The organism is Pandoraea sp. SD6-2 (assembly GCF_000389825.1).
Lineage (GTDB): Bacteria > Pseudomonadota > Gammaproteobacteria > Burkholderiales > Burkholderiaceae > Pandoraea > Pandoraea communis.
Window position 1 is genome coordinate 1 of the sequence record NZ_KB944439.1, and the last position, 21,819, is coordinate 21,819.

Sequence of the window (21,819 nt, forward strand, 5' to 3'; positions counted from 1 at the left end):
AAGCGGTGCGTCTGAAGGAAGCGGGCGTGGCGACGGAGGTGATCGCGGTGTCGGCGGGCGTTGCGCAAGCGCAGGAGACACTGCGCACGGCGCTGGCCATCGGCGCGGATCGCGCGATTCTGATCGAATCGGATGAAGAACTGCAACCGCTGGCTGTGGCCAAGTTGCTCAAGGCGGTGGTGGACAAGGAGCAGCCGCAACTGGTGATCCTGGGCAAGCAGGCGATCGACGACGACTCGAATCAAACCGGTCAGATGCTCGCGGCGCTGGCGAAGCTGCCGCAGGCGACGTTCGCCTCGAAGGTGACGGTGGCGGATAACCGTGCGCAGGTCACGCGTGAAGTGGACGGCGGTCTGGAGACGGTGTCGCTGTCGCTGCCTGCGGTCATCACGACGGACTTGCGCCTGAACGAGCCGCGTTACGTGACGCTGCCCAACATCATGAAGGCGAAGAAGAAGCCGCTGGAAACGCTCAAGCCTGCGGATCTGGGTGTGGATGTGAGCCCGCGTCTGAAGACGCTGAAGGTGGCGGAGCCGCCCAAGCGCAGCGCAGGGGTGAAGGTGGCGGACGTGGCAGCGCTCGTCGACAAGCTGAAGACCGAAGCGAAGGTCATCTAAGAAGGGAGACGACGAGATGAGCATTCTGGTAATTGCAGATCACGACAATCAATCGATCAAGGCGGCAACGCTCAACACGGTGACAGCTGCGCTGCAATGCGGCGCCGACGTGCATGTGCTGGTTGCGGGCAGCAATGCCAAGGCAGCGGCGGATGCGGCCGCGCAGATCGCGGGCGTGAAGAAGGTGCTGCTGGCCGATGCGCCGTACTTCGGCGACGGGCTGGCCGAGAACATCGCCGACGAGGTGGTGTCGATTGCGGGCAACTATTCGCACATCCTGGCGACGGCCACGGCGTATGGCAAGAACATTGCGCCGCGCGTGGCAGCGCTGCTGGACGTTGCGCAGATTTCGGACATCACGAAGGTCGACAGCGCGGATACGTTTGAGCGCCCGATCTACGCGGGCAACGCGATTGCCACGGTGCAAAGCGCGGACAAGGTGAAGGTGATCACGGTGCGCTCGACGGGGTTCGACCCGGCAGCGGCGACGGGCGGCAGCGCGGCGGTGGAGACGGTGGCGGCAACGCCGGACGCGGGCGTGTCGCAGTTCGTTGGGCGTGAGGTGACGAAGCTGGACCGTCCGGAGCTGACGAGCGCGAAGATCATCGTCTCGGGCGGCCGGGGTCTGGGTAGCGGCGAGAACTATACGAAGGTGCTCGAGCCGCTGGCGGACAAGCTGGGTGCGGCGCTGGGCGCGTCGCGTGCGGCGGTGGACGCGGGCTACGTGCCGAACGACTATCAGGTGGGGCAGACGGGCAAGATCGTGGCGCCGCAGTTGTATATCGCGGTGGGCATTTCGGGGGCGATCCAGCACTTGGCGGGGATGAAGGATTCGAAGGTGATCGTGGCGATCAACAAGGATCCGGAAGCGCCGATTTTCTCGGTGGCGGATTATGGCCTGGTGGGCGATCTGTTCACGGTCGTGCCGGAGCTCACGGGCGCGCTGTAAGCGCGTCATGAGTCAGGTGAGGTTGCGGGGCGTGCGTGTGAACGCGTCCCGCAGCCGATCCGCATGAGGAAACTGGCCGGCGACGGTGGGGGGCTTCATGCGAATCGGAAGGTAATTAAGGAATAGCAATGGACAAGGTCGATTGCGTCGTGATCGGCGCGGGGGTGGTGGGGCTGGCCGTCGCGCGGACGATGGCCATGGCCGGCCGCGAAGTGGTCATCCTGGAATCCGAGCGTGCGATCGGCACCGGCACGAGTTCCCGTAACAGCGAAGTCATTCATGGTGGCATCTACTATCCGCCCGGCTCCCTCAAAGCGAAGCTATGCGTCGAGGGCAAGCACCGGCTGTACGATTTCTGTGCCTCGCATGGGGTGGAGCACCGCCGTTGCGGCAAGCTGATCGTCGCGACCACCGGCCAACAGGTGGGTGAACTCGAGGCCATCGCCGCCAACGCGCGCGCCAATGGTGTCGACGACTTGCAGTGGCTGAGCGCCGATGAAGTCACCCAGCTTGAACCCGAATTGCACGCATTTGGTGCATTGCTCTCCCCGTCGACGGGCATCGTGGACAGCCATGGGTTCATGCTGGCTTTGCAAGGCGATGCGGAGAATGCCGGCGCGATGCTCGCGTTCGACGCGCGTGTCGTCGGCGGTCGTATCGGTCATGCCGATGGCATCGAGCTGGATGTCGAGACGCAGGGCGTCATGTCGACACTGCTCGCGGACACGGTGATCAACAGCGCCGGGCTTTACGCCGTCGACATCGCCCGCACGTTCGCGGGGCTGGCGTCCGATCGCATTCCGCGGCGCTATTACGCGAAGGGAAGCTACTTCACGTGTGCGCAGCGCGCGCCGTTCTCGCACTTGATCTATCCGGTGCCGGAGCCGGGCGGGCTGGGTGTGCACCTGACGCTCGATCTTGCCGGGCAAGCGCGCTTCGGGCCGAACGTGCAATGGGTCGACGAGATCGACTACACGGTCGATCCGGCAGATGGCGATGGTTTTTATGCCGCGGTGCGGCGCTATTGGCCGACGCTGGCAGACGGCGCGTTGCAACCCGGCTATGCGGGCATTCGACCGAAAATCAGCGGGCCGGGCGAAGCGGCGGCGGACTTCCGTATCGACGGGCCGGCGGCACATGGGGTGGCAGGGCTCGTGAACCTGTTCGGCATCGAGTCACCCGGCCTCACAGCCTCGCTGGCTATTGCCGAAGCGGTGCGCGCGGTACTTTGACGCGAGACGTGACCGGCGGTCACATCTCGCGCATTCGCTGCTATCTGGCTAACCCCGTAATTCCCGTTCGGCGGTGCCGCGAGCGTTGCGCGGACATTCCTGTCGAATGAGAACGATTGCGATGACGGTGCGGCGTAACCGTAAGGGCGGCCGCTCAACGCATTGCAACCGGTGGCTTCCACGACGCCGGGTTCGTCCAGAACACCCCGCGCAGGCGATCGGTGTCGCCGCACGGCGTGCTGCGGGCCGGCTTGCTGACTTGACCTGCGCAGGTGCTGATATCGCGGCCCGATTGTTGCAGGCGTTTCAGGATCGTATCGAGCATGCCCGATTCGCGCCACTCATTGAGTTTGCGGCGGCAAGTCGGCACAGAGGGGTACTGCATGGGCAGCTTGGACCAGCTCTCACCGGTGAACAGCACCCACAAGACAGCATTGGTCAGCGTGCGCTGCTCGACTTGAGGGCGGCCGCGTCGTTCCGTACGGACCGGTCGGTCGCAAATCAGATCACGCAGGGCGTGCCATTCAACGTCGCTCAGTTCAGTAAACATAACACCTCGACCCAAAACAAACGGAGGCGCCGCAGGGGGCGAGTCCGGGCTTCACGATCTGGCAGGTACCGGTGCAATCTGGTGCGTGCTTATCAATGAAACCTCGGCCAAGGCGGCGTCGTTCCCCGATGCTGGAAATACAAGCAACAAGCATGCCAGGGCATCGGATTCTCTCGTGAAGAACGCCGAGGGCGGGTCGAACCACACTGCGAAGGGAGCGTTTAACCAGCAAAAAAACGCCCACTTGGCAGGTGGGCGCAGCTCCTGAGTGGCTATTGGGATAGGCAATCGCAAAAGCGTCAGGAGAAAAGGAATACGTGCCTTTGGGCCAGTCCGGATCGTTTTTTATTCTCGGTCCCGGCTTCGGTGTCTCGCTCCACATGCGCCAGCTTGTCAAGCTTGCAGGCGCCATGATGACAAAAAGCGCGAGTCGACGCGCTTCGGAATTACCCCCATTGCGGTGCATGGCTCACGACGAAGGCGACTCGCCCAAGTTGGGTGCTCGCTTGCGCCCCGATAGGGCACCATGTCGCGAGAATGGGCGCAACCCGATTTGTCAGAGGCGCAACCGAATCTCATCAGGCGAGAAAGCGCCCCGGTCGCAGCGTCGCGTTCCGTCAGGCCTCCACGGCCTGACGTCGATAATCGCCGGGGCGAACCCCCGTCCATTTCCGGAATGCGCGAAAGAACGCGCTCGGATCGGCAAAGCCTAGCGAGAGGGCAATCTCCATCATCGGCTTGGACGTGTGACAAAGCGCGTGAATGGCGAGATCGCGCCGCAATTGGTCCTTGATGGACTGATACGACTGGCCCTCGTCTTCGAGCCGCCGGCGCAGTGTCGATGGTGTTGTGTGAAATTCTCCCGCGAGCACTTCGAACGCCGGCCAGCCATCGGTCGGCATCGTCTTCAGACGCCGGCGTACCCGTGCAACCATGCCTTTCGTATTCTTGTATTTGAGGATGATGTTGGCCGGGGCCGCGCGCAGGAATTCCTTGACGGACACTTCGTTCTGCACCACGGGCAGATCCAGACATGCGGCGTCGAATTCAATGGCGGTATGCGCCGCGTGAAAGACCAGACGGGGGGAATACATCGTCCGGTACTCGTCGCTGTAAGCCGGTTCGGGAAATGCGAAGTACGCCGTGCTCAGTGTCACGCGACGCGCGATCAGCCAGCACGTCAGCGCATAGAAGAGGATCAGGAGCGTTTCGTGCCCGAAGATGCGCGGCGCTTGTGCGTCCGCACGCTCATGCACTTCGAGCCGGGCGAGCGCGCCGTCGCGCACCAGATGCATTTCAAGATCGTCCAGCAACAACGCCATGAAGCGCGCAGCACGTTGCAGCGCCTGTTCCAGCGTGCGGCAACCGATGACGCTGTAGCACAGCATCGCGAAGCTGCCGACCTTCATGCGGCGGGAATCCTGTCCGAAGAATTCGTCGTCGAGCGCGAGACTGATCAACCGCCACAAGTGAGCGTAGCGATCTGCCGAAACGCGGGCTTGCGGATGCGCGAGCAACGACGGTGCAATATCGGCGGCACGCAGCAATGCCGTCGGATCACCGCCGAGTCGCTCGACATGCGCCAACGCGTTGATAACGAAATAGATCGAGATGCTGCCTTTTTCCATGCGTCGCGAAACCGTACGTCGTAGCAGGGGAACCCAAGGATTCTAGCAGCGTGGCCCCTGTCGGCGCTTCCGGCGCCGTCCGAAAACTAGCTCGGCGCCTTCCGATTTCGCGTGTGTCGCGGGATCTCGATACGTCCGGTGACTTACTTCGGTGCCATACGCAATGCGCCATCGAGACGAATCACCTCACCGTTGAGCATGGTGTTCTCGACGATGTGACGCACGAGCGCGGCATATTCCGACGGACGTCCGAGGCGTGGGGGGAAGGGAACCGAGGCCCCCAGTGCGGCTTGCACCTCTGGCGTCATGCCCGCCATCATCGGTGTCTCGAAGATGCCGGGTGCGATCGTCACTACGCGCACCCCGACGCGCGCCAGTTCGCGGGCAGCGGGCAGTGTCAGCGCGGCAACACCGCCCTTCGATGCCGCATACGCTGCCTGCCCGATTTGCCCGTCGAACGCCGCGACGGACGCCGTGTTCACGATCACACCCCGTTCGCCTTCGGCGTCGGCGGTGCCCTCGGCCATTGCCGACGCCGCGATACGCAGCACGTTGAACGTGCCGATCAGATTCACGTTGACGATGCGGGCAAAGGTGTCGAGTCGGTGCGGGCCCTGCTTGCCCAGGATGCGCTCGCCGATCACGAGTCCTGCGCAGTTCACAGCACCGTTCAGCGCGCCGAATGCGTGCTGCGCAGTATCGACCAGACGCTGTACGTCGTCCTCGCGTGTGATGTCGGTCGCCACAAAGCGAGCGGCGTCGCCCAGCAGGTTGGCTTGAGCGGCACCCGCTTCGGCGTTGATGTCACCGAGCACGACCTTGGCGCCGGCGTCGACGAACATGCGCGCCGTGGCGGCACCCAGACCCGACGAGGCGCCGGTGACGAGAAAGACACGATCCTTAATTTGCATGAGTTGCGATTCCTGAAAGAAGAGGGCGGCGCTCAGGCCGCGTTGGCCGACGCCTGCGCGGCCTTGGCGATTTCCTGATTGCGCAAGATGAAGCGCTGGAGCTTGCCGCTCGGCGTCTTGGGCAACTCGGTGACGAATTCGATTTCACGCGGATAGGCGTGTGTGGAGAGGCGGTGCCGGACGTGAGCCTGCAACTCGCTCGCGAGTGCCTCCGTCGGTGCGAACTGCGGATGCAGCACGACGAAGGCTTTGACCAACTCGGTGCGCTCCGGGTCCGGCTTGCCGACCACGGCCGTTTCGATCACTGCCGGATGTTCGATCAGCGCGCTTTCGACATCGAACGGCCCGATACGGTACCCGGCCGACGTGATGACATCGTCATTGCGCCCGACGAAGCTGATACTGCCATCGTCATTTCGCTCGACGGTATCGCCGGAGAGGTAGTAGTCGCCGGCGAATGCTGGCGTGTCCCGCTCCCAATACCCGCCGAACCACATCAATGGTGACTGTTTGCGATCAAGCGCGAGAACCCCCGGCTGCCCGACCGGGCATTCGCACCCGTCGTCATCGAGCACGACCACACGGTGGCCGGGCGAGGCAAAGCCGGCGGCCCCCGCCTGCACGGGGTGGGCGAGGGCGTGGTGGTTGCAGACGACCATGCCGAGTTCCGTCTGCCCATAGTGGTCGTGAATGGTCACGCCGAGATGGTTGGCGAACCAGCGGATGACCTCGGGGTTGAGCGGCTCACCAGCACTGGATACCGCGCGTAGCTTTCCCTTGAGCGGCGCCGCTGCCTGATCGCCGCCCGCAATCAGCAGGCGGAATGCAGTCGGTGAACCGGCCAGATTCGTAACGCCGAGTTTGTCGATGATCCGGTAGGTGCTTTCGACGGTGAAAGGACCGTCGTAAAACGTTGTGGGGATGCCCATGGCGAGTGGGCCCGTCACCGCGTAGTACAGGCCATAGGCCCAGCCCGGATCGGCGATGTTCCAGAACGTGTCGGTGGGGCGCAGGTCGACGGCGTCGCGCATGTAGCCGGCGAACGCCAGAATCGCACGCAACGGCACCATGACCGGTTTCGCGGCCCCGGTCGTGCCGGAGGTGAACATCATCAGGAACGGATCGTCGCCGCGCCGCAGCACGGGCTCGAAGTCCGGTGCGTGTTGCTCGACCTCGTGCCAGAAGCTGAAATCACCGCGGCGCACGCCCTGACCGCGCGGGCCGCCGACCGTGACGACGCTCGGGCAGTTGGGCACTTCATCGAGCTTGGCCCGATTGGCTCCGTCGGTGATCACGAGCTTGCTTTGCGCACCGAGCAACCGGTGCTCGATGGCCTTCGGCCCGAACGCCGTGAACAACGGTTGATATACCGCACCCGCACGCCATGTGCCGAGGATCGTCACGAGCAATTCGGGCGTTCGCGGCAGCAGTCCGCTCACGCGGTCGCCGGGCTGCACGCCCTGTTCGCGCAGGAAGTTGGCAAAGCGCGCGGAGAGCGTCTGCAATTGCCGGAACGTCCACGTCTGGCTCGTGCCGTCTTTTCCTTCCCAGAACAAGGCGATGCGGCCGGGAAGTGCATGCCGGTCGCAGCACTCGACACACGCATTCATCGCGTCGAGATTGCCTGCGAGCGTGGCGCGTACAGCGGCGTCGAGATCGAACGCCCGATAGGCGTCGGCGTAATCGGCAGTCATGGATCGTCTCCTGTAGTCAGTGCTGGCCGGCGGCGCGCCTATCATGGAGAGACTCGGACGCGCGTCGCCGGCCACCCCCGGCGCCGTCTTGACGGGGCGCAGCGCTCAAGGGCAATGGCGAAATTCATCGTAATGCGTGGCGTCGGCGGCAGGCAATGTCCAAACGGCTCAGAGTTCGTGAGGGATTTATCCACTCCGGCGATGGGGAAAGCGAGGCCGGACAAGGGTTTGCCAGACAATACCGCTCGGGGTTGACCTACGCGCTAAGGGTTTGTCCGGGGCGGGTTTCGGACGTCTCCGATGGCAATTCCGCTCATGCAAATTGCCGTTTTTGGCTATGGTGCCAATGCGGTGCGATGCCTAAACTGGGTCCATCGACATGGCACAAGCGCCGGCGGTCCATTCGGACAGCGTCAGGGCGCAGGAGACAGAACATGGATTTCTATACCGAAGACCAACGCATGATTCGTGACATGGCGCGCACGTTTGCCAGTGAGCAGCTTGCGCCAAATGCCGCGCAGTGGGACCGCGATTGCGCGTTGCCGGATGCGATAGTGGCGCAAATGGGGGAACTCGGGCTGTTGGGAATGATGGTGCCCGAGCAATACGGCGGGTCGTACACCGATTACACGGCGTATGCGCTTGCGATGGAGGAGATTGCCGTGGGGTGCGCCTCCACAGCCACGATGATGTCGGTGCATAACTCCGTGGGGTGCGCACCGGTCCTGAAATTCGGTACGGATGCGCAACGTGAGCGCTGGCTGCCGGATCTTGCTGCCGGCCGGAAGATCGGAGCGTTCTGCCTGACCGAGCCGCAAGCCGGGTCGGAAGCCAATAATCTGCGAACGCGTGCGGAGCGTCGCGGTGACAAGTGGGTGCTCAATGGAAGCAAGCAGTTCGTGACGAACGGCAAACGCGCGGCAATGGCCATCGTATTCGCGGTGACAGACCCGGCAGCCGGGAAGCGAGGCATTTCGGCCTTCATCGTGCCAACGAATACGCCGGGCTTCGAGGTGGGGCGCCCCGAACACAAGCTTGGCATCCGGGCATCGGATACCTGCCCGATTACCCTCGTCGATTGTGAAGTTGGCGACGACGCAATGCTTGGCGAGCCGGGGCAGGGGCTGAAGATTGCGCTGTCCAATCTCGAAGGCGGACGCATCGGCATTGCTGCGCTTGCCCTCGGTGTGGCGCGCGCGGCGTTCGAGGCGGCGCTGCGTTACGCCGGTGAGCGTCAGCAGTTCGGCAAGCCGATTCGCGAGCATCAGAGCATCGCGAACATGCTGGCCGACATGACGACGCGCATCAACGCGGCAAGATTTCTGATTCTCCACGCGGCAGCACTTCGCACGCAGGGATTGCCGTGCTTGTCCGAGGCATCGCAGGCCAAACTCTTTGCGTCCGAGCTTGCCGAGTGGGTGTGCTCGCACGCCATCCAGATTCACGGCGGATACGGTTATCTCGAGGACTATCCGGTGGAGCGTCATTATCGCGATGCCCGTATCACGCAGATCTACGAGGGCACCAGCGAGATTCAGCGTCAGGTCATTGCACGCGCGCTGGACTGACCGCGTCGCGGCACTCACTACGAATCGTATTGCCACAAGATTGTGCATGTGCCTGCCACCGGAAGCAGGGCACCGCAAGGAGGAGGGGGAGTGAATCTGCGTGACAACGCCGTTGAGGCGCAAGACGAAGTGTTGTTCGAGGTGGTCAATGGACTCGGCGTGATTACGCTGAACCGGCCGCGTGCATTGAATGCGATCACACACGGCATGGTGCGCGCGATGTGGGCGCAGCTCAACGCGTGGGCGCAAGACCCGGCAGTGCGGGCGGTGCTGATCGAAGGCGCGGGCGAGAAGGCCTTCTGTGCAGGGGGCGACGTTCGAGCGCTCTACGAGAGCCGCGTGAATCATGCCAACGAACATCAGGCGTTCTTCATCGACGAATACCGGCTCGACTATCTGATCCACCGATATCCGAAGCCGTATATCGCATTGCTCGACGGCATTGTGATGGGTGGGGGCATGGGCGTTGCGCAAGGGGCGGCGCTGCGCATCGCCACCGACCGCACACGATTGGCGATGCCGGAGACGGGGATCGGTTTGTTTCCGGATGTCGGGGCCAGTTGGTTTCTGGGGCATCTGGCGCCGACGCTGGCGCGCTATCTGGGGCTGTCCGGTGTGACCGTCAACGCCGCCGATGCGCTGTATTGCGGGCTCGCAGATGTCTGGCTTGAGGGCGACGCGCCTGCACAACTCAAAGCGATGCTCCGTGAATTCGATTGGCGCACCGGTGCGGCGGGAAGCCCGGCGAAGCGCCCTGCGGGGCAATACACGTCTGACTCGGCCGATCTGCTCGAGCGACTGCGTGCCGCCATTCTGCCGCTGGGGCGCACATGGACGGACGCCGCGCCGCTCGCTCAGGTGAGGGCGACGCTGGATCGGCATTTCAGCGCCATCGATGTGCCAGGCATCGTGGCGTCGCTTGCCAACGATGCGCGCACGCCGTGGGCAGCCGAGACGCTGGCATTGTTGCAGCAGCGCTCACCGCTGAGCCTGTGCGTGACCGACCTGCAATTGCAGAAGGGGCGTCGCCTCGATCTGGCCGACGCCTTCCGGATGGAACTGGTGCTGGGGTATCACGCATTCGCGACCGGTGATTTCGTCGAAGGCGTGCGGGCGCTGCTGATCGACAAGGACAAGCAACCGCGCTGGTGCTATGCCACGCTGGCGGATGTGCCGGCGGCGCAGGCCGATGCCTTCTTTGTCTCGCCGTGGCCGGAAGACGGTCATCCGCTCAAAGCGTTAGGGGAGCATTGAACTCGGGCAAACGCATGCGACAATGCCGGTTTTGCGGGGGACCGCACAATCCGTTGGAGTCCAGATGCTCGTCGAAATCGCCCGTCTGCTGCTAGACCTTGTTTTCTCGCTATTCGGCGCCTTGTTGCTGTTGCGTGCGTGGATGCAGGCCACGCGGTTGCCGCCGCGCAATCCGCTCTCACAGGGAGTGTTCCAGTTCACGAACTGGATGGTGTTGCCGTTGCGGCGTGTGGTGCCGGGTGTCGGCGGGATCGACTGGGCGTGCGTGATCGGCGCATGGCTGAGCGCCATCGTCTATCTGGTGCTGATCACGGCCGTGGTGGGGGTGTCGCCGGTCTCGGTGTTCCCGCGAGGCTTGCTGGTGGCGCTGGTGCTGGTCGCCAAGTGGGGCGCCAACCTCGTGATGTGGCTCACGCTGCTGATGGCCGTGCTGTCTTGGGTCAATCCGCGCGCCACCGCTATGCCGATTCTCCAGCATCTGCTCGATCCGCTGCTGCGCCCGATCCGCAAAGTCATTCCGATGATGGGCGGCTTCGATCTGTCGCCGCTGGGGCTGTTCCTGCTGATGCAGATCCTGCTGATCGTGCTCGCCCGCTTAAGCCTGTTCTTCGCGACGCTCTGATGCGTCGGCAGGCAGCGCCGCTGCCTGCTGCCATTCACGGGCGGTCTCCCCGGCGAAAGCTTCCGCCGGCGCGGACCGCCCGCTGACACCGTTCTCCGCCTCCCGATCCGTGCGCCGCGCGATCGTCATCGTCAGCCGCGGTGCTTCTGTGCGCTCACCAACCGAGCGCTCCAGCCCCAGACGACGCAGCACCCGGTGACCATCTTCGGTCACGATCACTTTGGCGTGTCCTTGCTCGACATCCACATGCACCAGACGCGCTTGTTCCAGCGCGGCAAGGTCCGGTGGCTCGAGCGCGTCGGCATCGATGGGGCCAAGGGATGCGGCCGCCAGCAACAGCGTGGCGATTTCATGCGGACTCAGCATGGTCATGCTCCTTGAGGCGAATTCATATCGTCAGCGTACCGGGCAGAGGTCAGCCTGCGGCTACGCCATGGTTACCGCACGTTACGACTCGCCTCCGGCCAAGCCTCCCCAGGCGGTCCCGCGACAGTCCTGTGTTCCGTTGCCTGATGATTTCGCGACGGTAGAACACCGTCGCCTCGTGACACCGTAGTTCTGAAGTCGGATCGCAAAACGTCCGGCAAGTTCGTGCATTCGGGTTTTCCCTAGTATGCCCGTATTTTGCGTATCTATGTGACGCAGCCCCCTTGTTTTGACAGGGTTTGGGCGACGCCGGGAGGGTATGTGGGGAAGTCTCGACGGCATTTGAAATATTTTTTTTCATTTGACGGGGTTCTGATGAAAATATACTTTCCTTCACTTCGATGGATTGCCTTGACTCATGATTGACGCCGAATCGTTGCCCGCCGATCTGCCGCTCACCGAGCGCATCGTGCGCGCCATGCCCGACCTGACGCCCGCGCAGCAGCGCATGGCGGCGTTCGTGCTCGACAACACGTTTCGTGCGGCGACCATGCGTATCGACGAATTCGCCGATGCCGTCGGCGTATCGCTTGCCACGGTCAATCGTTTCGCGCGCGCACTTGGTTTCGACGGCTATCCGCAATGCCGGGCGGCGATGGTGCGCGGGTATGAAGCCACGCTCGCGCCGATCGAAAGTCTGCGCACGAGCAAGGCGCAGGCGAGCGCGAGTGCTGATGTGATGGCCGCGTCGCTGGCGCAGGCTATCGAGAATCTGGATTGGACGCGTCGTGCGCTCGACGCCGCGACTTGCGAGCGTGCCGTCGAGTCGATCCTGCAGGCGCGTCGTATTTATGTGCTGGGGCTGGGGGCGAGCGGATATCTCGCCGGGCTACTGCACCATGGCCTTGATCCGTACTGCGAGAACGTGCAGGCGGTGGTCGGTGCCGGGGGATCGACGCATGCCGCGCGCCAGCTCTTCAAATTGCGCGAGGGCGATCTGGTGATCGCACTCGCGTTTCCGCGATACGTGTCCGACACCATCACGCTGTGCCGCCGTCTGCGTGGGCGCGGCGTACCCGTCATGGTGCTGACGGACAGTCCGACGTCTCCGCTGGCGCCGCTTGGCGATATCGTGATTTTCGTGCGCAGCAAGCCGCGTCTGTCGAGCAACTCGGAAGCGAGTGTGCTGGCGGTCATTGACGCCCTGTGCGATGCCGTCGCCCAGCGCGCCAAACATGCGGTGGATCGTGCCACCGAACTCACCGATTTCCTGCTGCCGTGGCTCGACTCGGCATCGCTCGCTTCGGCGGCAAGCGCGAGCGCGAGCGCACCGGCCAATGTGCCGGCGGGGCCGGTGGTCGGGCGGATCGTCACACCACAACGCACCGCCGCCGCCAACGCCACGGCGAACTCTCTTACGAACGCCGCCGTTGTGGCGAGCGCTGGCACGCAAGGCGCACCGAACCCTGGCCAACAGGCCACGCCCCGCACTGCGCCGGGCAGTGAGGACAGAAAGGACAAAGCATCATGAGTCACGCCCAACGCGCGGTCATCGCCATTCATGGCGGTGCCGGCACCATCAGTCGCGAGACCTCGCCCGAAGAACTCAATGCCTATCACGAGGCGTTGGCCGGCGTGTTGCGCGGCGGGCAGGCCGTGCTCGCCGCAGGCGGTTCCGCACTCGACGCCGTGACCGAAGCCGTGCGTCTTCTCGAAGACTGCCCTCGCTTTAACGCGGGACGCGGTGCAGTGTTCACACACGAAGGCACGCATGAACTCGACGCCGCGATCATGGACGGCGCGACGCTCGACGCGGGCGCCATCGCCTGTGTTCATCGTTTGCGCAATCCGATTCTCGCCGCCCGCGCGGTGCTCGAACACAGCCCGCACGTGTTGCTCGTGGGCGAGGGCGCAGAAGCCTTTGCGGCGGCGAACGGCGCCGTACTGGTCGAGCCCGATTATTTCTTTACCGAAGCGCGTTATGCCCAATGGCAACGTGCGCTGGCCGACGCCGCTGTGGCGCTCGACCACGACATGCCGCTAAAGCAGGAGCCCATCGATCCCGACACCAAGTTCGGCACGGTCGGTGCGGTCGCCTGCGATAGCAACGGTCATGTGGCAGCGGCCACGTCTACCGGCGGCATGACGAACAAGGCCGTTGGCCGCGTGGGCGATTCGCCACTCATCGGCGCGGGTTGTTACGCGAACGATGCCACGGCGGCCGTCTCGGCCACGGGGACGGGCGAGGCATTCATTCGCACCGTCGCCTGCTACGAAGTGGGCGCGTTGATGGCCTACGCCGGACTGTCGCTCGCGCAGGCTGCCGAGCGCGTGATCCGGGAGCGTCTGCCGCGCGTGCACGGTCGCGGCGGATTGATCGCGGTGGACGCGCAAGGCAATGTGGCTTTGCCGTTCAATACCGAAGGGATGTATCGCGGCGTGGCTCGTGTGGGCGAGACGCCTGTGACGGCTATTCACGAGTAACGCCCCCGAAAGATCAGGCCCGGCCGTTGACGGCAGGGCCTTTGGCACCAGATTCAGCAAGCGAAGATTAGCGAGGACAGGCGTGGCAGAGCGCAAGACAACCCCAACGATTTCGTTGCCCGACGAGCGAGTGCTCGACGTGAGCGGCCTTACCGTGCAGTTCGCGACGTCCGAGCGCGTGGTCACGGCCGTGCGCGACCTGTCCTTCCATGTCGATCGTGGCGAGACCCTCGCCATCGTGGGCGAATCCGGCTCCGGCAAGTCGGTGACGTCGCTCGCGGCGATGCGCCTCGTCGAGAACGGGGGCGGAAGCATCACGCAAGGCTCGATGATCATGCGCCGCCGTAACGGCAAGCTCGTCGATCTGACGCGTGCCAGCGGCCGGACCATGCGCAGCATTCGCGGCGCCGACATGGCGATGATCTTCCAGGAGCCGATGACCTCGCTCAACCCGGTGTTCCCGGTGGGCGAGCAAATTGCGGAATCCATTCGCCTGCATCAGGGCAAGGACGTGGCGTCCGCACGTGCCGAAGCCCTGCGTATGCTCGAACTCGTGCGAATTCCCGAGGCGCGCCGCGTGCTCGGGCGCTTTCCGCATCAGCTCTCGGGCGGCATGCGCCAGCGCGTCATGATCGCGATGGCGCTGTCGTGCAAGCCGGGCTTGCTCATCGCCGATGAACCGACGACTGCGCTCGACGTGACGATTCAGGCGCAGATTCTGCAATTGATTCGTGCGTTGCAGGACGAAATGCACATGGGCGTCGTGTTCATCACGCACGACATGGGGGTCGTGGCGGAAGTGGCCGACCGCGTGCTCGTCATGCATCGTGGCGACAAAATCGAAGAAGGCCCCTCGCGCGAAATATTCGCAGCGCCGCGCGAGCGCTACACGCAGGCGCTGCTCTCCGCCGTACCGCGTCTGGGCTCGATGCATGGCACCGATTTGCCCGCCCGTTTCCCGCTGCTGCGCTACGACGCGCCGGCCGGCGCCAAGCCCGCTGCCGAAACGCCGCAGCCGACCGTCCGGACCGACGCCGGTCCGATTCTGCGCGTGAAGGATCTCGTGGCCCGCTTCGACGTACCGTCGGGCTTCTTCGGCCGTGTGAAGCAACGTGTGCACGCCGTCGAGCGCGTGAGCTTCGATCTGTATCCGGGCGAGACGCTGGGCCTGGTGGGAGAGTCCGGATGCGGCAAATCGACTACCGGTCGCGCGCTGCTGCGTCTGGTCGCCAGTCAGGGCGGCTCTATTGAATTCGGCGGCAAGCCGATTCACGATCTCGCCGGACGCGCCTTGCAGACACTGCGCCGCGACATCCAGTTCATCTTCCAGGACCCGTTCGCTTCGCTCGATCCGCGCCTGACGGTCGGATTCTCGATCATGGAACCGCTGCTCGTGCACGGCGTGGCCAGCGGCGCGGAGGCAGAGAAGCGCGTGGCCGAACTCCTCGACCGGGTTGGTCTGCCGGCCGATTACGCACAACGCTATCCGCATGAGTTCTCGGGCGGCCAGCGTCAGCGCATCGCCATTGCGCGCGCGCTGGCGCTCAAGCCCAAGGTCGTGATCGCCGACGAATCGGTCTCGGCGCTCGATGTCTCGGTACAGGCGCAGATCATCAACCTGATGCTCGACCTGCAAAAGGAGTTCGGCATCGCGTTCCTGTTCATTTCGCACGACATGGCGGTTGTGGAGCGTATCAGCCATCGGGTCGCGGTGATGTACCTCGGCCAGATTGTCGAGATCGGTCCGCGCCGCGCCATTTTCGAGAACCCGCAACACCCGTATACGAAGAAGCTGATGTCGGCGGTGCCGATCGCCGATCCGGCGCGCCGTCACGCCAAGCGGGAGTTGTTGACGGAAGAAATTCCGAGTCCGATCCGCGCGGTCGGCGACGAACCGCAGGTGCAGCCGCTGGTGGAAGTCGGCGCGGGGCACTTCGTGGCGCGTCACCGCGTGGCGGGCGCGTATTGAACCGGTGACCCGGCGAATGCGGCGGCGCGGCCAGATGTGCGGGCTTGCGTTCACCGGCATGGTTTCCCCTGGGGAGTGATTCCCCGGTAGCTCAGGCAGTACCCAGTTGCAGCTCTAGTTATCACCACAATGTCCGCCAAGGGAAGCAGTCCTACGACTCGCTCGCGGCGACCCCGTCAGACCAGAAGGAGAAAGACAGATGTCGAAAAACGCTTTGTTGGGCGCTCGCTGGAAAACCGCGTTCGCGTCCGTCGCCGTGACCTGCGCCGTGCTCAGTGCAGCGCCGGCGTTCGCCGCCAAGGATGTCGTGATGGCCGTGCAGTCGACGTTCACGACGATGGATCCATACGATGCCAACGACACGCTGTCGCAGGCGGTCGCCAAGTCGTTCTACGAGGGCATGTTCGGTTTCGACAAGGACATGAAACTCGTCAACGTGCTGGCCGATAGCTATACGGTTTCGCCGGATGGTCTCGTCTACACGATCAAGCTCAAGTCGGGCGTGAAGTTCCAGGACGGCACGACTTTCGATGCCGCCGCCGTCAAGGCGAATTTCGACCGCGTGACGAATCCGGACAACAAGCTCAAGCGCTACAACCTGTATAAGGAAATCGCCAAGACGGAAGCGGTCGATGCCCATACGGTGAAGTTCACGCTCAAAGAGCCGTTCTCGCCGTTCATCAATACGCTGGCTCACCCGTCGGCCGTCATCATTTCGCCCGAAGCCCTCAAGAAGTACGGCAAGGACATCGCTTCGCACCCGGTCGGCACCGGTCCGTTCGAGTTCGTCGAATGGAACCGCACCGATTACGTGAAGGTGAAGAAGTTCGACGGCTACTGGAAGAAGGGCTATCCGAAGGTCGACACGATCACCTTCAAGCCGGTGGTCGACAACAACACGCGCGCCGCTGTCATGCAGACGGGCGAAGCAGGTTTCGCTTTCCCGGTGCCGTATGAGCAAGCCGACGGCCTGAAGGCGAGTGGCAAGGTCGACGTGATCGCCGGCCCGTCGATCATCCAGCGCTACGTGAGCTTCAACACGAAGCAGAAGCCGTTCGACGACGTACGCGTGCGTCAGGCCATCAATTACGCGATCAACAAGGAAGCGCTGGTGAAGGTGGCCTTCTCGGGCTACGCCACGCCGGCTGAAGGCGTGGTGCCGAAGGGCGTCGACTTCTCGACCAAGACCGGCCCGTGGCCGTACAACCCGGCCAAGGCGAAGGAACTGCTCAAGGAAGCCGGTTACCCGAACGGTTTCGAGACCACGCTGTGGTCGGCCTACACGTTCACGACCGCGCAAAAGGTGATCCAGTTCGTGCAGCAGCAACTGGCGCAAGTGGGCATCAAGGCGCAGGTGCGCGCGCTCGAAGCCGGTCAACGTGTCGAGCTGGTCGAGTCGGCACCGGACCCCGACAAGGCCCCGGTGCGCATGTACTACGTGGGCTGGTCGTCGTCGACGGGTGAAGCCGACTGGGCGCTGCGTCCGCTGCTGGCCTCCGAATCGTTCCCGCCGAAGCTGTTCAACACGGCGTACTACAAGAACGACGCGGTAGATGCCGACCTCAAGAAGGCGTTGCTCACCACCGACCGTGCCGAGAAGATCAAGCTCTACACGGACGCGCAGCAGAAGATCTGGAACGATGCGCCGTGGGCGTTCCTCGTGACGGAAAAGCTGCTGTACGCACGCAACAAGAACCTGTCGGGCGTGTACACCATGCCTGACGGCTCGTTCAACTTCACCGACATTTCGATGAAGTAAGCATCACGCGCAAGTGTGAAGTGCCCGCGCCGCCGCTCCGGCGGGTGGCGCGGTTTACCGCAAGACATGGTTTGGCAAGACGTTCGGCAAGACTGCGATGCTCAATTACTTTCTCAAACGCCTGCTCGGCCTGATCCCCACGCTGCTGATCGTGGCAGTGCTGGTGTTCGGCTTCGTGCACATGTTGCCGGGCGATCCGGCGCGTCTGGCCGCCGGCCCGCAGGCGGACGAGGCGACCGTGGCGCTGGTGCGTCAGGATCTCGGCCTCGATAAGCCGCTGCTCACGCAATTCACACACTTCATCACGCATGCCCTGCGGGGTGACTTCGGTTTGTCGATGCGCAGCAAGCAGCCCGTCTCGGAGGAGATCGGCAGCCGCTTCCTGCCGACGTTGTGGCTCACGCTGGTGAGCATGATCTGGTCGGTGGTCATTGGCATGGGGCTGGGCGTGGCGTCCGCCGTCTGGCGCAATCGCTGGCCCGACCGGTTGGGTATGACGTTCGCGGTGTCAGGCATCTCGTTCCCGGCATTCGCGCTGGGGATGCTGCTGATGCAGGTTTTCTCGGTGCAGCTCGGATGGCTGCCCACGATGGGCGCCGACTCCTGGCGGAGCTACATCCTGCCTTCGATCACGCTCGGGGCGGCGGTGGCGGCCGTGATGGCGCGCTTCACCCGTTCGGCGTTCGTCGAAGTGCTTCATGAAGACTTCGTGCGCACGGCGCGCGCGAAGGGCCTCAACGAAATGCACGTGGTGTTCAAGCACGCCCTGCGTAACGCCATGATCCCCGTCGTCACCATGATGGGTTTGCAGTTCGGCTTCTTGCTCGGCGGCTCGATTGTCGTCGAGGTCGTGTTCAACTGGCCGGGGCTCGGACGTCTCCTGATCGATTCGGTCGAGATGCGCGACTACCCGGTGATTCAGGCGCTGGTACTGTTGTTCTCGCTGGAGTTCATTTTGATCAACCTCGTGGTCGACGTGCTGTACGCCGTCATCAACCCGACCATTCGCTACAAGTGAGGCACGCATCATGAACGCGGGTCAACCGACTACTGCCACCAACACCGCAGCCGCTGCCGGCAGCGATCGCGTACGCACGCCGTGGCGCGAATTCTGGCGCAAATTCAAGAAACAACACATCGCCTTGGTTGCCGGGGCATTCGTGCTGGTACTGGTCATCGTCGCAATCCTGGCGCCGCACCTCGTGCCGTTCGACCCGGAGAACTTCTTCGACTACGATGCGCTGAACGCCGGCCCCTCGGCGACTCACTGGTTCGGCGTCGATTCGCTGGGGCGCGACATCTTCAGTCGCGTGCTCGCGGGCACGCGAATTTCGCTGGCCGCCGGTTTCGGCTCGGTCGCGCTTGGCGCTGTGATCGGCACGGTGCTCGGGCTGCTCGCCGGCTATTACGAGGGCTGGTGGGATCGCATCGTCATGCGAATTTCCGACGTGCTCTTCGCCTTCCCGGGCATTCTGCTCGCCATCGGCGTGGTGGCCGTGCTGGGGAACGGCATGATCAACGTGATCGTCGCCGTCGCCATCTTCTCGATCCCGGCGTTTGCACGGCTCGTGCGCGGCAACACGCTCGTGCTCAAGCATCTGACGTACATCGAAGCGGCGCGCTCCATCGGGGCATCGGACTGGACGATCATCATGCGGCACATTCTGCCAGGTACGGTGTCGTCCATCGTGGTGTATTTTTCAATGCGTATCGGCACGTCGATCATCACCGCCGCGAGCCTGTCGTTCCTCGGCCTGGGGGCGCAACCGCCCACGCCCGAGTGGGGCGCGATGCTTAACGAGGCGCGTGCGGATATGGTCAACGCGCCGCATATCGCCATCTTTCCGAGCGTGGCCATTTTCCTGACCGTGCTTGCGTTCAATCTGTTGGGCGACGGCCTGCGCGACGCGCTCGATCCCAAGCTCGATCGCCATTGATTTCGACCGGGAGCGCGACATGACCCCATCGTCAGACCTTCGCGAAGCCTTGTTCGGTGCGCCATACGTCGGGCATCTGCCCGCCGGCGCGCGCGATGCGATCACCGATGTGCCGGGCGTTTTCGTCGGTCATGTCACGCTCGCGGACGGACCGTTGCAGACGGGGGTGACGGTGGTGTGCCCGACACCCGCCGACGCGGCGGCGACCGCTCCCGACGCCCGCTGGGACCCGTTCCGCACCAAGATCCCGGCGGCGGCGGCCGTCATCAATGGTTTTGGCAAGAGCGTCGGTCTCATGCAGATCGATGAACTCGGTGTCATCGAAGCGCCTGTGGCGCTGACCAACACGTTTTCCGTGAGTCATGTGGTACTTGGCCAGTTGCGCGCGGCACTCGCAGCGAACCCCGATATCGGGCGCGGCGGCCCGTCGCTCAATCCGACCGTTCTCGAATGTAACGACGGTTATCTGAACGATATGCAGGCGTTCGCCGTGACCGAGGCGCATTATGCGCAGGCACTGGCGAACGCATCGTCCGAGGTTGAGCAGGGGGCCGTTGGCGCCGGGCGAGGCATGTCGAGCTTTGGTCTCAAGGGCGGTATCGGTTCCGCGTCGCGTATGGTGGAGACGGCGGGGCAGACGTTCACCGTCGGTGTTCTCGTGCTGTCGAACTTCGGCCGTGCCTCGCAACTGACCGTCGCGGGGCGTCACGTCGGGCCGGTGCTCGACGAGCGTCTTGCGCAGCCCGAGCAAAGTGCAGCACCCGAGCGCGGCTCCATCATCATGCTGGTCGCCACTGACGCGCCGCTCGATGCGCGGCAGTTGCGTCGCGTCGCCACGCGCACCGGTGCCGGACTGGCGCGTACCGGCTCGGTGTACGGTCATGGCAGCGGCGACGTCGCGCTTGCCTTCACAACGGGCTACACGGTGCCGTATGACGCCATGGGGCGCGTCGCCCCTGCGGCCCTCGTGCCCGACACACAACTCGATCCGATTTTTCAGGCCACGGCCGACGCCACCGAGCAGGCGATCCTGCACGCGCTCTTTGCGGCCGAGTCCGTGCTCGGGCGCGACGGCCACGTGCGGCGTGCACTTGCCGACGTGCTGCCCGACTGGGCGACGCTGTGAGCCTCTTCCTCTATTGCTGACATCATGCGCATCCTGATCTCCACCGACATCGAAGGCGTCGCGGGCGTCTTTCACGCCGAACAGACCCGGCCGGGCAACGGCGAGTACGAACGGGCGCGCCGCTGGATGACGCGCGAAGCCAATGCGGCCGTCGAAGGGGCGTTCGCGGGCGGGGCGACCGAAGTCATGGTCAACGACTCGCACGGCGGATTTCGCAACCTGCTGCCGGACGACCTCGATCCCCGTGCCCGCCTCGTGCTGGGCAAGCCGCGCTATCTCGGCATGGTGGCCGGGGTGGAAGCGGGCTGCGACGCGCTGTTCATGATCGGCTACCACGGCAAGGCGCAAAGCGCAGGCATTCTGGCGCACACGATCAACAGCTTCGCCTTCGCGCGCGTATGGCTGGGGGGCGTGGAAGCGAGCGAGGCCATGCTCTACGGCGCGCTCGCGGGCGAACGTGGCGTGCCGATGGTCATGGCGAGCGGCGACGACGTTTTCTGCGAGGAAACACAGTTGATCTTCCCGCACGCGCGCTTCGTGCAAACGAAGGCGGCGTGGGGGCAGGGTAGCGGCATGACGCTCAGCCCGAGCCAGTCATGCGACCTGATTCGCGACGCGGCGAAGGCGTCGCTTGCTCAACCGCGCAAGTGGCACACGTATCAGGTGGAAACACCCGTCGAAGTGCGTCTTCAGGCGCAGACAACGGCGCTGGCCGATCTCTTCTGCCAATGGCCCACGCTTGAACGTGTCGACGGTGTTACGCTCCAATATGTGGCGCCGAGCGTCGAAGCGGCGGTGCGGGTGTTGAACTGCCTGTCCGCCATGTCGTTCATGCTGAGGTAGTGGCTGTCGCCTGGTTCCGAGGGTATTGAGTGCCACAGTGCCCGTCGTGGCCGGCAATGTTCCATGGTTCTGCCGGAAGCATCGCGCTGGTTGGCGTCTCGATGGTTTGTGATCGAATATCCCCTAAATCGCTAGGGTATTCCCTGTCAGACAGACAGGCTGGCATCGCGTGTGATAACGCGCCAGTGCCTGAGTCCGGCAGGCGCGCGTATTTCGTGTTGCTGAAATGGGACTGAGTGGGCGGCAGCCTATCGATGGCTGTCGTCGGCATGCGATAATTCGTAATATTTTGTAACAGGCGCGCCGCCTT

Annotated in this window: 19 protein-coding genes; 14 read left to right on the forward strand and 5 right to left on the reverse strand. The window is 63.8% G+C overall.

Going from position 1 to position 21,819, the window contains the following annotated elements; all coding sequences use genetic code 11:
- The 3 genes from C266_RS11070 to C266_RS11080 all read left to right on the forward strand — a co-directional run.
- Positions 1-617 (forward strand): electron transfer flavoprotein subunit beta/FixA family protein (locus C266_RS11070; protein WP_010806341.1); only part of this gene is annotated, 617 nt, incomplete at its 5' end.
- A gap of 16 nt (positions 618-633) precedes the next feature.
- The gene (locus tag C266_RS11075; RefSeq protein ID WP_010805493.1) at positions 634-1,566 is read left to right on the forward strand and encodes an electron transfer flavoprotein subunit alpha/FixB family protein; all 933 of its coding nucleotides are present in this window, start codon (positions 634-636) and stop codon (positions 1,564-1,566) included.
- Between the two features lie 128 nt (positions 1,567-1,694).
- On the forward strand, positions 1,695-2,798 hold the full coding sequence (locus C266_RS11080; RefSeq protein ID WP_010806342.1) for an NAD(P)/FAD-dependent oxidoreductase: 1,104 nt from the start codon (positions 1,695-1,697) through the stop codon (positions 2,796-2,798).
- 154 nt (positions 2,799-2,952) lie between these two features.
- On the opposite strand, the gene C266_RS11085 is transcribed toward C266_RS11080, so the two are convergent.
- The 4 genes from C266_RS11085 to C266_RS11100 form a co-directional block, all read right to left on the reverse strand.
- A complete protein-coding gene (locus tag C266_RS11085; RefSeq protein ID WP_010806343.1) occupies positions 2,953-3,348 on the reverse strand; it encodes a transposase in 396 nt (131 codons plus the stop codon).
- Positions 3,349-3,965: 617 nt separating this feature from the next.
- Positions 3,966-4,976 carry an AraC family transcriptional regulator gene (locus C266_RS11090; protein WP_010806344.1) on the reverse strand — a complete coding sequence of 337 codons (1,011 nt, stop codon included), beginning with the start codon at positions 4,974-4,976 and terminating at the stop codon, positions 3,966-3,968.
- A gap of 143 nt (positions 4,977-5,119) precedes the next feature.
- Positions 5,120-5,887 carry a 3-hydroxyacyl-CoA dehydrogenase gene (locus tag C266_RS11095; RefSeq protein ID WP_010806345.1) on the reverse strand — a complete coding sequence of 256 codons (768 nt, stop codon included), beginning with the start codon at positions 5,885-5,887 and terminating at the stop codon, positions 5,120-5,122.
- Positions 5,888-5,919: 32 nt separating this feature from the next.
- Positions 5,920-7,581: an acyl-CoA synthetase gene (locus C266_RS11100; protein WP_010806346.1), complete on the reverse strand. Its 1,662-nt coding sequence runs from the start codon at positions 7,579-7,581 to the stop codon at positions 5,920-5,922.
- 434 nt (positions 7,582-8,015) lie between these two features.
- On the opposite strand from C266_RS11100, the gene C266_RS11105 reads away from it, so the two are divergent.
- The 3 genes from C266_RS11105 (at position 8,016) to C266_RS11115 (ending at position 11,025) form a co-directional block, all read left to right on the forward strand.
- Complete coding sequence (locus C266_RS11105; protein ID WP_010806347.1) at positions 8,016-9,149, forward strand: acyl-CoA dehydrogenase family protein; 1,134 nt, start codon at positions 8,016-8,018, stop codon at positions 9,147-9,149.
- 90 nt (positions 9,150-9,239) lie between these two features.
- Positions 9,240-10,403, forward strand: coding sequence for an enoyl-CoA hydratase/isomerase family protein (locus C266_RS11110; RefSeq protein WP_010806348.1), 1,164 nt, complete (start codon positions 9,240-9,242; stop codon positions 10,401-10,403).
- A gap of 64 nt (positions 10,404-10,467) precedes the next feature.
- Positions 10,468-11,025 (forward strand): YggT family protein, encoded by a 558-nt coding sequence (locus tag C266_RS11115; protein ID WP_010806349.1) that lies wholly within the window; start codon positions 10,468-10,470, stop codon positions 11,023-11,025.
- On the opposite strand, the gene C266_RS27900 is transcribed toward C266_RS11115, so the two are convergent.
- A complete protein-coding gene (locus tag C266_RS27900) occupies positions 10,999-11,391 on the reverse strand; it encodes a hypothetical protein (RefSeq protein WP_010806350.1) in 393 nt (130 codons plus the stop codon). The two genes, C266_RS11115 and C266_RS27900, sit on opposite strands and share 27 nt — an antisense overlap.
- A gap of 418 nt (positions 11,392-11,809) precedes the next feature.
- Here C266_RS27900 and C266_RS11125 point away from each other — a divergent pair, with 418 nt between their 5' ends.
- From C266_RS11125 to C266_RS11160, 8 genes are all read left to right on the forward strand, one after another.
- Positions 11,810-12,922, forward strand: coding sequence for a MurR/RpiR family transcriptional regulator (locus C266_RS11125; protein WP_010806351.1), 1,113 nt, complete (start codon positions 11,810-11,812; stop codon positions 12,920-12,922).
- Entirely contained in the window at positions 12,919-13,875 is a 957-nt protein-coding gene (locus C266_RS11130) for an isoaspartyl peptidase/L-asparaginase family protein (protein WP_010806352.1), read from the forward strand. The genes C266_RS11125 and C266_RS11130 overlap by 4 nt, the downstream gene beginning before the upstream one ends.
- 82 nt (positions 13,876-13,957) lie before the next feature.
- Positions 13,958-15,844 carry a dipeptide ABC transporter ATP-binding protein gene (locus tag C266_RS11135; protein WP_036662656.1) on the forward strand — a complete coding sequence of 629 codons (1,887 nt, stop codon included), beginning with the start codon at positions 13,958-13,960 and terminating at the stop codon, positions 15,842-15,844.
- Positions 15,845-16,043: 199 nt separating this feature from the next.
- Positions 16,044-17,603: a glutathione ABC transporter substrate-binding protein GsiB gene (gsiB, locus tag C266_RS11140; RefSeq protein ID WP_010806354.1), complete on the forward strand. Its 1,560-nt coding sequence runs from the start codon at positions 16,044-16,046 to the stop codon at positions 17,601-17,603.
- A gap of 97 nt (positions 17,604-17,700) precedes the next feature.
- Positions 17,701-18,621: a glutathione ABC transporter permease GsiC gene (gene gsiC, locus C266_RS11145; protein ID WP_010806355.1), complete on the forward strand. Its 921-nt coding sequence runs from the start codon at positions 17,701-17,703 to the stop codon at positions 18,619-18,621.
- 10 nt (positions 18,622-18,631) lie between these two features.
- A complete protein-coding gene (gsiD, locus tag C266_RS11150) occupies positions 18,632-19,540 on the forward strand; it encodes a glutathione ABC transporter permease GsiD (RefSeq protein WP_010806356.1) in 909 nt (302 codons plus the stop codon).
- A 19-nt stretch (positions 19,541-19,559) separates the two neighbouring features.
- The gene (locus C266_RS11155) at positions 19,560-20,666 is read left to right on the forward strand and encodes a P1 family peptidase (RefSeq protein ID WP_010806357.1); all 1,107 of its coding nucleotides are present in this window, start codon (positions 19,560-19,562) and stop codon (positions 20,664-20,666) included.
- A gap of 24 nt (positions 20,667-20,690) precedes the next feature.
- Complete coding sequence (locus C266_RS11160; protein WP_010806358.1) at positions 20,691-21,509, forward strand: M55 family metallopeptidase; 819 nt, start codon at positions 20,691-20,693, stop codon at positions 21,507-21,509.
- Positions 21,510-21,819 lie beyond the last annotated feature (310 nt).